9 protein-coding genes and 1 pseudogene are annotated in these 13,753 nt (G+C 73.3%); 6 read left to right on the top strand and 4 right to left on the bottom strand.

Annotated elements, in window-relative coordinates; genetic code table 11:
- Nucleotides 1–135: 135 nt before the first annotated feature.
- From RM555_RS13330 to mce, 4 genes are all read right to left on the bottom strand, one after another.
- Nucleotides 136–2,286: a coiled-coil domain-containing protein gene (locus RM555_RS13330; RefSeq protein WP_311412030.1), complete on the bottom strand. Its 2,151-nt coding sequence runs from the start codon at nt 2,284–2,286 to the stop codon at nt 136–138.
- 185 nt (nt 2,287–2,471) lie between these two features.
- Nucleotides 2,472–3,734, bottom strand: a complete 1,263-nt coding sequence (locus RM555_RS13325; protein WP_132231256.1) for a coiled-coil domain-containing protein — start codon at nt 3,732–3,734, stop codon at nt 2,472–2,474.
- Nucleotides 3,735–4,044: 310 nt separating this feature from the next.
- The gene (ccrA, locus tag RM555_RS13320; protein ID WP_311412029.1) at nt 4,045–5,400 is read right to left on the bottom strand and encodes a crotonyl-CoA carboxylase/reductase; all 1,356 of its coding nucleotides are present in this window, start codon (nt 5,398–5,400) and stop codon (nt 4,045–4,047) included.
- A 346-nt stretch (nt 5,401–5,746) separates the two neighbouring features.
- Nucleotides 5,747–6,220, bottom strand: a complete 474-nt coding sequence (mce, locus tag RM555_RS13315; protein ID WP_121399562.1) for a methylmalonyl-CoA epimerase — start codon at nt 6,218–6,220, stop codon at nt 5,747–5,749.
- Between the two features lie 61 nt (nt 6,221–6,281).
- Here mce and RM555_RS13310 point away from each other — a divergent pair, with 61 nt between their 5' ends.
- The 6 genes and pseudogenes from RM555_RS13310 to RM555_RS13285 all read left to right on the top strand — a co-directional run.
- Nucleotides 6,282–7,481: an acetyl-CoA C-acetyltransferase gene (locus RM555_RS13310; protein WP_311412028.1), complete on the top strand. Its 1,200-nt coding sequence runs from the start codon at nt 6,282–6,284 to the stop codon at nt 7,479–7,481.
- Nucleotides 7,482–7,583: 102 nt separating this feature from the next.
- Nucleotides 7,584–8,519 carry a methylmalonyl Co-A mutase-associated GTPase MeaB gene (gene meaB, locus RM555_RS13305; protein ID WP_396888765.1) on the top strand — a complete coding sequence of 312 codons (936 nt, stop codon included), beginning with the start codon at nt 7,584–7,586 and terminating at the stop codon, nt 8,517–8,519.
- A gap of 74 nt (nt 8,520–8,593) precedes the next feature.
- Nucleotides 8,594–9,007 carry an Asp23/Gls24 family envelope stress response protein gene (locus tag RM555_RS13300; protein ID WP_311412026.1) on the top strand — a complete coding sequence of 138 codons (414 nt, stop codon included), beginning with the start codon at nt 8,594–8,596 and terminating at the stop codon, nt 9,005–9,007.
- Between the two features lie 108 nt (nt 9,008–9,115).
- Complete coding sequence (locus tag RM555_RS13295) at nt 9,116–10,804, top strand: acyl-CoA mutase large subunit family protein (RefSeq protein ID WP_311412025.1); 1,689 nt, start codon at nt 9,116–9,118, stop codon at nt 10,802–10,804.
- Between the two features lie 238 nt (nt 10,805–11,042).
- On the top strand, nt 11,043–11,960 hold the full coding sequence (locus tag RM555_RS13290; protein ID WP_311412024.1) for a tetratricopeptide repeat protein: 918 nt from the start codon (nt 11,043–11,045) through the stop codon (nt 11,958–11,960).
- A gap of 84 nt (nt 11,961–12,044) precedes the next feature.
- Nucleotides 12,045–12,960, top strand: a pseudogene (locus RM555_RS13285) (arginase family protein); the annotation flags it as partial.
- Between the last annotated feature and the right edge of the window lie 793 nt (nt 12,961–13,753).

The following is a 13,753-nucleotide window of genomic DNA, read 5'->3' as shown; positions in this document are numbered from 1 at the left end:
AGATCTTGGTACGGCACGGCCCCTATAGGGGCCGTGCCGTACCAAGATCCGCCCGACGCGCCCGAATCGTCGGGCGGTGGAGCGGTCAGGGGTTCCTCGCTGACCGCCCGCAGGGCGGGGGCGACCCTCGCGACGTCAGTCCTTCTCGACGACGACCTTGCTCGGCTTGGCGCTGCGCTCGTCGGTGGTCGGCTTCGCCGGGCGCTTGCCGTTCTCGCCCGTGCTGGTGATCTTCGTCGGGGTGGCCTCCCGACCTCCCTCGCCGGGCACCGCCGCCACGGTCGGCTCCCCGTCCACGCCGGCGCTGGCCGTGCCCCCGTCGACGGTGGTCACGGTGGCCTTGCCGTTGGCCGGCTGCCCGGCGTCGGCCGGCTCGATCCGGCCCTTGGCCGGCTGCCCGGCGTCCTCCGGCTCCACCTTGCCGGCGGCGGGCTTCCCGTCCGAGGAGGACGAGGCCGCTGCGGGGCCCGACGCCGCGCCCGCGACCGGAGCCTTGTCCGCGGAGCCCGCGCCCGCCGGGATCTTGTCGGCCGGCGTCTTGTCCGTGTCGGGGCGGGGCCTGCCGCCGTTCGCCGTGGCCGGCTTGCCGTCCGCCACCACCGGGGCGGCGGCGCCGTCCGTCCCGCCCGGCCGGTCGGCCGCGGCGAGCCGACCCAACCGCAGCTCCGCCACCTGTCGCTGGAGCTCGTCGGACTCCTGCCGGGACTTCCAGGTCTCCTGGCGCAGGTCGGCGAGCTCCTGCTGGGCCTGGGCGATCTCCAGCATCACCTGGGCGAGCTGCTGACGGCTGGCGGCGGCCTCCTGCTGCGTGGCGGCGAGGTGCTGCTGGGTCGTGGCCAGGTGCTGCTGCGTCGTGGCCGCGTACTCCTCGAACTGCCGCCGCGACGTCGCCACGTGCTCGTCGGCCTTGCGGCGCTTGTCGGCCGCCTCCGACTCGGCCCGGCCGAGCAGCGCCGCGGCCTCCTCCTCGGCCTGCCGGCGCATCGTCAGCGCGTCCTGCTCGGCGGCCTGGCGGACGGCGGCGGCACCCTGCTCGATCTCGTTCTTCCGGGCGGTGTACTCCGCCTCCAGCGTGGCGCGGCGCGACTCGAACCCGGACTCCAGCTCGTCGTGCCGGCTCGTGTGCTGCTTCTCCAGCTCGGCGAGCCGGGTCTTGTACTGCTTCTCCAGCTCGTCGCGGCGCTTGGTGAACTCCTGCTCGGCCGCCGCGCGGCGCTGGGTCAGCTCGCGGTCCGCGGCCTCGCGCCGGCTGTTGACCTCCTGCTCGACCCCGGCCCGCCAGGCGCCCAGCTCCTGCTGCGTCTGGGCCCGGGCGTGCTGCACGTACGCCTCGGTCTCGGTGCGCATCCGCTGCACGTACGCCTCGGTCTCGGCGCGGTTGCGCTTGGCCGTCTCGGCCGCCTGGGTGGTGAGCCGCTCGGCCTCCTGGCGGGCCTTCTCGCGGGTGGCCCGGCCGGCGCTCGCGGCGTCGTCGATGATCTGCTTGGCGTCCCGCTGCGCCTTGGCGTGGGTGGCCCGGCCCGCCTCGGTGGCCTGGTCGACCAGGCGCTTGGACTCCTGCTGTGCCTTGGCGTGCACCTCCTTGGCGGCCTCCCGCAGCTGGGTGGCCTCCTGCTGTGCCTTGGCGTGCACCTCCTTGGCGGCCTCGCGCAGCTTGGTCGCCTCCTGCTGGGCCCGCTGGTGGATCTCCTTGGCCGCGTCCCGCAGCTGGGTGGCCTCCTGCTGGGCCTTCGCGAGCGCCTCCTGGGCGGCCTTGCGCAGCCGGGCGGCCTCGTCCTTGGCGGTCCGGACGGCGGCGTCCGCCTCGGCCTTGCGGGCCGCGGTGTGCCGCTCCTCCTCCGTCCGGCGGGCGGCCAGCGCGATCTCGAAATCCTTGAGGGCGGTGGCGGCCTGCTCGCGGGCCTCGTCGACGATGTGCTCCGCGGCGGCCCGGCGAGCCTCGATCTCCTCGTTGGCGGAGGCCAGGATCGCGTCGGCCTGCTCCTCGGCGATGGTGAGGATCTGCTCCACGCGCGGGCCCAGGTGGCGGTAGGAGACGTTCTCCAGAGCCCCGGACGACTTGCGTGCCTGGGCGAGGTCACGCTGGAGCACCTCGACCTGGCCGGCCAGCTTGTGGATCTGTGTGTAGGCCTGTTCCCGCTCGGCCGCCAGGGCCGCGATCTCGTGCTCCGCGCGAGCGACGTACCGGTCGACCTGTCGTTTCTCGTACCCCCGCAGAGCGGACTCGAAGCTGGGCTCCGTGGTCACATCCCCGCCGAGAGCGAACAGTTCCTCGCCGTGCGACATGCCCCCATCCTCACACGCCTCCAGTCCGGCTGGGGCGATACGGACGCCCCGGATAGGACCTACTTCACTGCCGACACGCCCGGGCAATTCGGTTGGCGGGAAAAAGCGCACGGCGCGGGGCGCACCGGTCACCCGGTGTCACCCCGCGCCGTGGAATCATGCCCCGGTCGGGTGGGTCGGTCGGGTCAGTTGGCGGTCTCCGCGGCCACCCGTTCGTCGGCGTTGTCGGCCTTCTTCGCCTCCGGCTTGGCCGGCGCGGCCGGCGGCGTGGCGGGCACGCCCGGCACGATGCCGGCGAGGCCGGAGAGCATCTGGCCGAGCTGCGAGGTGACGGCGTCCTTCTGCCGGGTGAGGTCCTCGACCTCGCGGCGGGCCGCCTGGGTGGTCAGCTCGGCCTCGGTGCGCGCCTCGGTGAGCAGGCGCTTCGACTCGGCCTTCGCCTCGGTGAGCGTCTTGTCGGCCAGCGCCTTGGCCTTGTCGACCGTCTCGTTGGCGGTGCGCTCCGACTCGACCCGGCGGGCCTCGGCGCGCTGCTCGATCTCCTTGGCCCGCTCCTGCGCGGCGTGGGCCCGCTGCTCGGCCTCGCTGACCAGCTTCTGGGTCTGGGCCACCTGGGCGGCGTGCCGCTCGGACTCCTCGCGCTCGGCCTTCTCCCGGCGCTCGGCCAGCTGGAGCTCCAGGGCCTGGAGGTCCTTGTCGCGCTTGTCGCGGGCGTCGGTGAGCAGCTTGGTCGCCTCGGCGCGCTTCTCCTCGGCCTCGCGGGCCGCCTTCGCCCGCTGCTGGGTGATCTCCCGCTCGGCGGTGGCCCGCAGGGTGGCGACCTCGCGCTCGACGGTGGACTTCAGCTCGGCGACCTCGTGGGCGGTGACCGTGCGCAGCTGCTTGGTCTCCCGGTCGGCGTCGGCGCGCAGCGTGTCGGCCTCGCGCCGGGCCTGGACGCGGACCTCGGCGGCCTCGCGCTCGGCGGCGGTGCGGACGCTGCCCGCCTCCCGCTCGGCGTTGGCCTTCATGGCCGCCGCCTCGGCGCGCGCCTTGTCGGTGATCTCGCGCGCCTCGAGGCGGGCGGCGGAGAGGATGCCCTCCGACTCGCGCTTGGCCTCGTTGCGGTGGTCGTTGGCCTGCTCCTCGGCCAGCCGCAGGATCTGCTCGACGCGGGTGCCGAGGCCGGAGAGGGTGGGCCGGCTGTTCTCCTCGAGCTGCTTGTTGGTGTCGGCGAGCTTCTGCTCCAGCGCGCTCATCCGCTGCTCGGCCTGGCGGAGCCGTCGCTGGGCGTCGTTCATCCGCTGCTCGGCCTCGGCGCGGGCCTGCTCGGACTGGGTCAGCGCGGCCGTCATCCGGCCGATGAAGTCATCGACCTGGTGGGTGTTGTAGCCGCGCAGGCCAACGGTGAAATCGGGCTGCGAGTTCGCGTTATCGAAGAACGCAAGAGGGGAGGACTGCTGGGGCATTGGGACATACTCGCAGACCCCCCAGGGTGCTTCGCAAGAGCGGTGCCGAGCTTTCGTGTCCTCTTTACATGGTCAACTGAGGGTCCGCCGAGGACCGGGCAGATCGCCGATCTTGGCAGGTCCCGGGCGGGTCGGGCGGCACGGAGCGTGACAGGGGAGAGGGCACGGAGCGTGACATGGAAAAGGGCCGCGGGAGTACCCCGCGGCCCTTTGTCGCGCCATCGTCGGCATCGCTCGAATGAGCGTCCGACACTCGGCGGAAAGGCAATCGCCGTTCACCGCAATGGTCGACGGCGCCTCGTCCCTCGGGTCAGTGGCCGCGGAACCGGTTGATCGCGTCCTCGTGCCGGGAGCGCAGCTCGCGGTCGCGTACGCCGAGGCCGTCCGACGGGGCCAGGCAGCGGACGCCGACCTTGCCCTGGTGCGCGTTGCGGTGCACCTCGTACGCGGCCTGGCCGGTCTGCTCCAGCGCGTAGGTCCTGGACACGGTGGGGTGGACCTTGCCCAGTGCCACGAGCCGGTTGGCCTCCCACGCCTCACGGTAGTTGGCGAAGTGGCTGCCGATGATCCGCTTCAGGTGCATCCAGAGGTAGCGGTTGTCGTACTGGTGCAGGTAGCCGCTGGTGGAGGCGCAGGTGACGATGGTGCCGCCCTTCTTGGCCACGTAGACGCTGGCGCCGAAGGTCTCCCGGCCGGGGTGCTCGAAGACGATGTCCGGGTCGTCGCCGCCGGTCAGCTCGCGGATGCGCTCGCCGAAGCGGCGCCACTCGTCCTGGTCCTGGGTCTGCTCGTCCTTCCAGAAGCGGAAGCCCTCGGCGGTGCGGTCGATCACCAGCTCGGCGCCCATCTTCCGGCACAGCTCCGCCTTCTCCGGCGAGGAGACCACGCAGACCGGGATCGCGCCCCCGTTGAGCGCCATCTGGGTGGCGTAGCCGCCGAGGCCGCCGGAGGCGCCCCAGATCAGCACCACGTCGCCCTGCTTCATGTTCGCCCCGTGGTGCGACACCAGCTGCCGGTACGCCGTCGAGTTGACCAGCCCCGGGCTGGCCGCCTCCTCCCAGCTCAGGTGGCGCGGCTTGGGCATCAGCTGGTTGGCCTTGACCACGCACAGCTCGGCCAGGCCGCCGAAGTTGGTCTCGAAGCCCCAGATCCGCTGCTGCGGATCCAGCATGGTGTCGTCGTGCCCGGCCGCGTCCTCCAGCTCCACGGAGAGGCAGTGCGCGACGACCTCGTCGCCGGCCTTCCACTTCGTCACCCCGGGCCCGGTGCGCAGCACCACGCCGGCGGCGTCGGAGCCCACCACGTGGTACGGCAGGTCGTGCCGGCGGGTCAGCTCGGAGAGCCGGCCGTAGCGCTGGAGGAACTTGAAGGTCGGCAGCGGCTCGAAGATGCTGGTCCAGACCGTGTTGTAGTTGATCGCGCTGGCCATCACCGCGACCAGCGCCTCGCCCGGCCCCAGCTCCGGCGTCGGCACCTCCTGCACGTGCAGCGCCTTGCGCGGGTCCTTGTCCCGGGTGGCCAGGCCGTCGAACATCCGGGTCTCGTCGGCGCGCACCACCACGCCGCGGTACGTCTCGGGTACCGGCAGGCCGGCGATCCCGGCGAGCTCCCGTGCGGGTTGGTCGGATCCCTCCGCCGCCATGATCGCTTCGAGGATGTCCTGCACGTCGACCTCCCGTTCGTCCGCACCCCGCCCACGCGGGCCTGGGTGCTGCCATCGTCGGCGTCGGTGCGGCCCACCACCATGTCGGCATCCGACACATCCGGTACCGGCCGCGCTCCTGTGGGGCGGGACGTTACTGAACAGTAGGTAGGGCCGGAAGTCCTCTGTGAAAAACTGCATTGGCCGATGCGTGGAGGTGCCCGGGCGGCGGTGGAACCACGCACCGGCGCGCTCGGTGGGGCCCCCGGCCCCTCTCCCACCAGCCGGGGAGTGGCCTCCGGCCCCTTTTTCGCCAGACGGGGTGTGGCCTCCGGCTCCCGCCCGGTCGACGGGAGCCGGAGGTGGGGGATCAGTGCCCGGCGGCGGGCTCGACGAGTTCGACCAGCACCCCGCCGGCGTCCTTCGGGTGGACGAAGTTGACCCGCGAGTTGGCGGTGCCGCGCTTCGGGGTGTCGTAGAGCAGCTTCACGCCCCGCTCGCGCAGCTTCGCGCAGGCGGCGTCGATGTCCTCGACGGTGTACGCCACCTGCTGCACGCCCGGGCCCTTCTTGTCGAGGAACTTGGCGATGGTCGACTCCGGGGTCAGCGGGGCGAGCAACTGCACGCAGCCGCCCTCGGCGTCCGGGCCGACGGCCAGCATCGCCTCGCGTACGCCCTGCTCGGCGTTCACCTCGGTGTGCACGCAGCGCATCCCGAAGGTGCGCTGGTAGAAGTCGATCGCGGCGTCCAGGTCGGCGACGGCGACCCCGACGTGGTCGATGCGGCGCAGGCCGATGTCTGTGACATAGTCGGCAGCGGTCTCGACGGGGGAGTTCTCAGCCATGGCGCTAGTCTGACCGAACAATCGTTAAGGCGTACAGGTCGGCACCCCCTCGGAGGCAGGCATGGCTTCGGTGATCGTCAGCGGCGCGCGGACCCCGATGGGGCGCCTGCTGGGCAACCTCAAGGACCTCCCCGCGACCAGGCTCGGCGGCATCGCGATCAAGGCGGCGCTCGAGCGGGCCGGCGTCGCCCCCGAGCAGGTCCAGTACGTGATCATGGGGCAGGTGCTCCAGGCCGGCGCCGGACAGATCCCGGCCCGCCAGGCGGCGGTCGAGGCCGGCATCCCGATGTCCGTGCCGGCGCTGACCGTCAACAAGGTCTGCCTCTCCGGCCTGGACGCGATCGCCCTGGCCGACCAGCTGATCCGCGCCGGCGAGTTCGACATCGTCGTCGCCGGCGGCATGGAGTCCATGACCAACGCCCCGCACCTGCTGCTCGGCCAGCGCGGCGGCTACAAGTACGGCGACGTGGTGGTCAAGGACCACATGGCGCTCGACGGGCTCACCGACGCCTGGGACAACTGCGCGATGGGCGAGTCCACCGAGCGGCACAACGGGCGGCACGGCATCTCCCGCGAGGAGCAGGACGCGTTCGCCGCGACCAGCCACCAGCGGGCCGCCGCCGCGCAGAAGAACGGCCACTTCGCCGACGAGATCACCCCGGTGGTCATCCCGCAGCGCAAGGGCGACCCGCTGGTGATCAGCGAGGACGAGGGGATCCGCCCGGACACCACCGTCGAGTCGCTGGCGAAGCTGCGCCCGGCGTTCGCCAAGGACGGCACCATCACCGCCGGCAGCTCCTCGCCGATCTCCGACGGCGCCGCCGCGGTGGTCGTCATGAGCAAGGCCAAGGCCAAGGAGCTGGGGCTGACCTGGCTGGCCGAGATCGGCGCGCACGGCAACGTCGCCGGCCCGGACAACTCCCTGCACTCGCAGCCGTCCAACGCGATCCAGCACGCCCTCAAGAAGGGTGGGCTCGGCATCGAGGACCTGGACCTCATCGAGATCAACGAGGCGTTCGCCCAGGTGGGCATCCAGTCCACCCGTGACCTCGGGATCAGCCCGGACAAGGTCAACGTCAACGGCGGGGCGATCGCGCTGGGCCACCCGATCGGCATGTCCGGCGCCCGGCTGGTGCTCACCCTCGCGCTGGAGCTCAAGCGCCGGGGCGGCGGCACGGGCGCCGCGGCGCTCTGCGGCGGCGGCGGCCAGGGCGACGCTCTGATCATCCACGTCCCGGCCCCCGGCGAGAGCGGTCACTGACCGCCGGCCGGCCGATTCCGTAGAGGCAGCACAGTGAGCGAGATCGTCGACGGCGTCCCGGCGGCGGGCGCACCCCCGGTGCGCCGCAGCCGGGACGTGCCGATGCTGGTCGAGCGGGCCCGCGCGGGCGATCCGCGCGCGGTGGCCCGGCTGATCACCCTGGTCGAGTCGGGCGACGAGACGCTGCCGCGGATCGCGGCGGCCCTCGCGCCGTACGCCGGGCAGGCCCAGGTGGTCGGGCTGACCGGCTCGCCCGGGGTGGGCAAGTCGACCACCACCAACGAGCTGGTCCGGGCGCTGCGCGCCCGCGACCACCGGGTGGGCGTGCTGGCCATCGACCCGTCCAGCCCGTTCACGGGCGGGGCGATCCTCGGCGACCGGGTCCGGATGCAGGACCACGCCACCGACCCGGGCGTCTATATCCGGTCGATGTCGAGCCGGGGTCACCTGGGCGGGCTGTCGGCCGCCACGCCGCAGGCGGTGCGGGTGCTGGAGGGCGCCGGCTGCGACGTCGTGCTGGTGGAGACCGTGGGCGTCGGGCAGGCCGAGGTGGAGGTCGCCTCGCTGGCCGACACCACGCTGGTGCTGCTCGCCCCGGGCATGGGCGACGCGATCCAGGCGGTCAAGGCCGGCATCCTGGAGATCGCCGATGTCTTCGTGGTCAACAAGGCCGACCGGGACGGCGCCGACGCCACCTACCGCGACATCCAGGGCATGATCGCCCTGGGCGAGCGCGGCCCGGGCGACTGGAGGCCGCAGGTGGTGCGCGCGATCGCCTCCCGGGGCGAGGGGATCGACGACATCGCCGCCGCCATCGACAAGCACCGTGCCTGGCTGGTCGAGCACGGCGAGCTGCGTCGCCGCCAGGAGGCGCGGGCCGCCGCCGAGGTCGAGGCGATCGCGCTGGGCGTGCTCCGTGCCCGGATCGGTTCCCTGCGCGACGGTACGGAGCTGCCGGCGCTCGCCGCGAAGGTGGCCGAGGGTGCCCTCGACCCGTACGCGGCGGCCGACGAACTGCTCTCCCAACTCGGCTCCTGAGGGGCCCGTCGAGCTAGTACGCTCGCACCGCTCCACGGTCGGCGTGGGGCGGTGCGCGGTGGAGTGGGGAGACGATGGGCGACGAGGCGACGCAGGAGCTGTCGGTGACGCCGGACGCGGTGCCGGGCGGGACGACGCTCGTCTCCGACGAGGTGGTGGAGAAGATCGCGGTGGCCGCCGCGCGGTCCGTGCCCGGGGTGGTCGAGCTGGGCGGCGACGTGGCCCGGTTCTTCAACGCGGTGCTCGACAAGGTCGGGCTCGACCAGGTCGGCGACGCCCGGCGCGGCTGCTCGGCCCACGTCACGAACGGCGCGGCGGTGGTCAACCTGGTCATCGTGATCGAGGCCGGCCGCGCGGTGCCGCAGGTGACCGCCGAGGTCCGGGCGCAGGTCGCCGGGGCGGTCGAGGCGTACGGGCTGCGGGTCGACGAGGTCAACATCAGGGTCGACGACGTGGCCCTGGGCGGTCCCGCCGCGCCCGTCGCGTGACGCGTCCGGCGGCTCAGGTTACCTGCCGGTACGAACTTACTTAGCGATCGTTCAGGTCTGGGCTCTACACTCGCAGTGCAGTCGAGGACTCGAGGAGGAGCCCCGCCGATGAACGCCGACGAGATCGCCGCCGGACGGGCGCGCTGGCAGGCCCGCTACGACGCCGCGCGCAAGCGGGACGCCGACTTCACCACGCTCTCCGGGATGCCCGTCGACCCGGTCTACGGGCCGCCGGAGGGCGTGCCCTACCCGGGCTTCGAGCGCATCGGCTGGCCGGGCGAGTACCCGTACACCCGGGGCCTCTACCCGACCGGCTACCGCGGGCGGACCTGGACGATCCGGCAGTTCGCCGGGTTCGGCAACGCCCAGCAGACCAACGAGCGCTACAAGATGATCCTGGGCGCCGGCGGCGGCGGTCTCTCCGTCGCCTTCGACATGCCCACGCTGATGGGCCGGGACTCCGACGACCCGCAGGCGCTCGGCGAGGTGGGCCACTGCGGCGTCGCCATCGACACCGCCGCCGACATGGAGGCCCTCTTCGACGGCATCGACCTGGCCGGGGTCACCACGTCGATGACCATCTCCGGGCCGGCCGTGCCGGTGTTCTGCATGTACCTGGTGGCCGCCGAGCGGCAGGGCGCCGACCTGTCCACCCTGGACGGCACGTTGCAGACGGACATCTTCAAGGAGTACATCGCGCAGAAGGAGTGGCTCTTCGACCCGGAGCCGCACCTGCGCCTGATCGGCGACCTGATGGAGTACTGCGCCCGGGAGATCCCGCGCTACAAGCCGCTCTCGGTCTCCGGCTACCACATCCGCGAGGCCGGCTCGACCGCCGCGCAGGAGCTGGCGTACACCCTCGCCGACGGGTTCGGCTACGTCGAGCTGGGGCTCTCCCGGGGGCTCGACGTCAACGTCTTCGCGCCCGGCCTGAGCTTCTTCTTCGACTCGCACGTCGACTTCTTCGAGGAGATCGCCAAGTTCCGGGCCGCCCGCCGCATCTGGGCCCGCTGGCTGCGCGACGTCTACGGCGCGACCAGTGAGAAGGCGCTCTGGCTGCGGTTCCACACGCAGACCGCCGGGGTGTCGCTGACCGCCCAGCAGCCGGTCAACAACGTGGTGCGTACCGCCGTGGAGGCACTCGCCGCGGTGCTCGGCGGCACCAACTCGCTGCACACCAACGCCCTGGACGAGACCCTGGCGCTGCCCACCGACGAGTCCGCCGAGATCGCCCTGCGTACCCAGCAGGTGCTGATGGAGGAGACCGGGGTGACCAACGTGGCGGACCCGCTGGGCGGGTCCTGGTACGTCGAGGCGCTCACCGACAAGATCGAGGCCGAGGCGGAGGAGATCTTCGCCCGGATCCGGCAGCTCGGCGGGGAGGGTCCGCACCAGATCGGCCCGATGACCTCCGGCATCCTGCGCGGCATCGAGGACGGCTGGTTCACCGGCCACATCGCCGAATCCGCGTTCGTCTACCAGCAGGCGCTGGAGAAGGGCGACAAGCGGATCGTCGGGGTCAACTGCCACACCGGCACGGTCGCCAAGGACCTGGAGATCCTGCGCATCTCGCACGAGGTGGAGCTGGAGCAGCGCCGGGTGCTGGCGGAGCGGAAGGCCGGTCGCGACGAGGCCGCCGTGAAGGCCGCCATCGAGCGGATGGTCGCCGTCGGCCGGACCGACGGCAACATGATCCCGGCCATGCTGGACGCCGTCCGCGCGGAGGCCACCCTCGGCGAGATCTGCGACGCCCTGCGCGCCGAGTGGGGCGTCTACCGCGAACCCGCCCGCTTCTGACCCCGTCCCCCTCGACACCGCGATCCCGCTCCACCGCGATCCCGCACCCCGTGTCCCGGCAGTCGCCGGGCAGGCCTCGTACCGAGGACCGGAGGTGCGGGATCGCGCCATGCCGGGCGGGAGGTCGGGCAGGGGCACGGGGACAAGGTGGGGAAGGGCGGGAGCAGCCGTGACAGTCGCAACTGTCGCCGTCGCGGTTGATCTGAGTTCGGTGGGTCGCGTGCGAGACTAGGTAACCATGAGCGACCCACGGATCACCTCGTCGATCTTCACCCGCGGCGCGGTCGACCTCAGCGCGCTGCGCACCCCCGCACCGGCCCCTGCCCGCCCCGCCACCCCGGCACAGTCCGCCCCCTCCGCCGATTTCCCCGGCGCCGCCGGTGGCGGCGTCGCCGTCATCGACGTGAGCGAGGCGACATTCCAGTCCGAGGTTCTCGAGCGCTCGCTCACCACACCGGTGATCGTGGACTTCTGGGCCGAGTGGTGCGAGCCGTGCAAGCAGCTGAGCCCCGTGCTGGAGCGGCTGGCCGCCGAGGGCGGCGGCGCCTGGGTGCTCGCCAAGGTCGACGTGGACGCCAACCCCCGGATCGCCCAGATGTTCCGGGTGCAGGGCATCCCGATGGTCTACGCGGTGGTCGGCGGCCAGCCGATCGACGCCTTCTCCGGAGTGGTGCCCGAGGCGCAGCTGCGGCAGTGGATCCAGGCGGTGCTCAAGGCCGGTGGCGTGAGTGTCGCCGAGCCGGAGGACCCGCGCCTCGACGAGGCCGACGACGCCCTGATGAGCGGCGACCTCGACGCGGCCGAGCAGGCGTACCGCAAGATCCTCGCGGAGTCGCCCGCGGACGCCGCGGCGGAGGCGGGCCTCGCCCAGGTCGGGCTCGCCCGCCGGGTGGCCGGGGCCGACCCGGGCGCGGCGGTCGCCGCCGCCCAGGCGAACCCCGACGACGTCGAGGCCCAGCTCCTGGCCGCCGACATCGAGGTGCTCAGCGGTCAGGCCGAGGCGGCGTACGCCCGCCTGGTCGGCCTGGTCCGCCGCACCGCCGGTGAGGAGCGGGAGAAGGTACGCCAGCACCTGGTCAGCCTCTTCACGGTCGCCGGGCCGGAGGATCCCGCGGTCGCCGCGGCGCGCCGGGCCCTGGCCAGCGCCCTGTTCTGAGCACGCCCTGTCAGTGAGTACGTAGCACGCCAGCGCGGGCCGGCGTTCCGGCCGGCCCGCCCGACACCTCGAGGACGGGAGCCCATGATGCGCCGGATCGCCGTCCTCGACGCGCCCAGCAACCTCGGCCTGCGCCCACCCACGTCCACCTCGGTCCCCGGCTGCGGCAAGGCCCCGGGCGCGCTGCGCGACCAGGGGCTGCTCGCCCGGCTGCGGGCCCGCGACGCGGGCTGCCTCACCGCGCCCCGCTACGACCCCGGCGACTGGCGACCGGGCGACGGGGTCTGCCACGCCCGCGAGATCGCCGACTACTCGGTGGCGCTCGCGGAGCGGATCGGCGCCATTATCGACCGCAGTGAGTTCCCGCTGGTGCTCGGCGGCGACTGCTCCATCCTGCTCGGTTCGGCACTGGCCATGCACCGGCTCGGCGAGGCGGTCGGCGGGCGCATCGGGCTGGTCTTCGTCGACGGCCACTCCGACTTCCGGCACCCCGGCAACGCCTCCTACGTGGGCGCGGCGGCCGGCGAGGATCTCGCGCTGGTCACCGGGCGGGGGCAGGCCGACCTGGCCGCCATCGAGGGGCGCCGGCCGTACTTCCGCGACATCGACGTGGTGGTGCTCGGCATCCGGGCACAGGACGAGTACCGCCTGGACCTCCAGGCCGCCGGGATCACCACCCGGCCGGTGCCGGCGCTGCGCGCCGAGGGCGCCGCGCGTACCGCACAGTGGGCGCACGAGCAGCTCGCCGACTGCGCCGGCTACTGGGTGCACATCGACGTGGACGTGCTGGATCCGGCCGTGATGCCGGCGGTCGACGCCCCCGACCCGGGCGGGATCGCCTTCGCCGAGCTGGAGATCCTGCTCGCCGGCCTCGTCGACACCCCGCACTGCCTCGGCGTCGAGCTGACCGTCTTCGACCCCGACTACGACCCGGACGGCGCGTACGCGGCCGAGATCGTCAACACCGTGGTGGCCGGGCTGCGCCCGGTCTCGGCGCCGACGGCTTCGCCGCCCCGACTGCTGCCGGGCCCGTCGGCGTCCGCCGCCTCGTCCGCGCCGTCGCGCTCTGCCGCGCCCACCAGGCCCTCCGCCCCCGCCGCGCCCACCACGCCCTCTGCGTCCGCCGCGCCCACCACGCGCTCTGCGTCTGCTGGCTCGGCTGGGCCGTCGGCGTCTGGGGTCTCGGCCGGGCCGTCTGCGTCTGCCGGTTCGGCCGTGCCCTCCGCACAACGGCACAACGGTCGTCCCGAGGTGCCGATCATGCCTCCGTCGGCCTCCGCCCCGACGCTCGTTTCCGCCCCCGTGCCACGCAGCGGCGGTGACGACCGGCACCCGGGCGGCGCCTCCAAGGAGCGTGCTCAGGACGTTCCGCCAGCCCCGCTCCGGCCGCTCGGGCCGGTGGCCCCGGTTGCCGCCGCCTCCGACGGTCTCGCCGTGCCGGAACCAGTCGGCCCGCCCGCCTCCGCAGGCCCGGGCCTGCTGCGCCGGGCACCGCTCGCGGACCTCGACCCGGGCGACCCGCTGCCCACGCCCGAGGACGGCACCTCGCCGTCCGCCGCCGGCATCGCCTGACTCCCTGTCGAGCTGCCCCATCCGTGCGCCCACCTGCCGGGGTAGGTCGCGGTGGGGCGGTTGGTGGCGCGTGTGCGGGGCCGGTCGGCGGTGGGGCGGTTGGTGGCGCGTGTGCGGGGCCGGTCGGCGGTGGGGCGGTTGGTGGCGCGTGTGCGGGGCCGGTCGGCGGTGGGGCGGTTGGTGGCGCGTGTGCGGGGGAGGTTGCGGCCGGGCGGTTGATG

The sequence above is a fragment of the Micromonospora reichwaldensis genome (assembly GCF_031845925.1).
Taxonomy (GTDB): domain Bacteria; phylum Actinomycetota; class Actinomycetes; order Mycobacteriales; family Micromonosporaceae; genus Micromonospora; species Micromonospora reichwaldensis.
The sequence above is the reverse complement of the archived record's forward strand: the minus strand, read 5'-3'. Positions and strand labels throughout refer to the sequence as shown.